General features: G+C 36.4%; 1 protein-coding gene. It reads right to left on the bottom strand.

Annotated elements, in window-relative coordinates; genetic code table 11:
• Positions 1-398 (bottom strand): retention module-containing protein (locus B9N62_RS10275; RefSeq protein ID WP_180382198.1); only part of this gene is annotated, 398 nt, incomplete at its 3' end.
• Positions 399-483 lie beyond the last annotated feature (85 nt).

Consider the following 483-nt stretch of genomic DNA (forward strand, 5'->3'; position numbering starts at 1 on the left):
ATGTTACTAATGTGGCCTCCTTCTGCAAAGCTAGTAGAAGATAAGCTTACACCATCTCCACCATTACCACCTGCTTGTGGACCACCTGCAGCAGTTTCTTCTAGAGCATTAAGATCTGTTCCTTTTAAGATGGCTTGTTGTAAAGCTGAGATATCAGCTACTGTTTCGTTATTGTTAGAGTCTTGGTCTAGAGTTAGAGTGTCTTTACCTATTAAAGTTATATCTTTACCATCAGTTTGAGTTATTGTTACTTTAGAGTTAGAGCCCTCTGTAACTATCTTTTCACCTTGGTATACAATATCTCCTACACTTAATTGTCTTACCTCTCCTGTTAAGTCATTAAGTGCTCTTGCTATTCCTCCGTTTATGCTTTTAACTACTCCGGCTTCTTTAGCCATCATGTTCTCCTTATTGTTTATAGTATTTGAAATTTTGAATGAATTATATAAATTTTAGAAGGACTTGTCTATTGTACTGGGGTAC

It is taken from the genome of Campylobacter concisus (assembly GCF_002165785.1).
Classification (GTDB): Bacteria; Campylobacterota; Campylobacteria; order Campylobacterales; family Campylobacteraceae; genus Campylobacter_A; species Campylobacter_A concisus_W.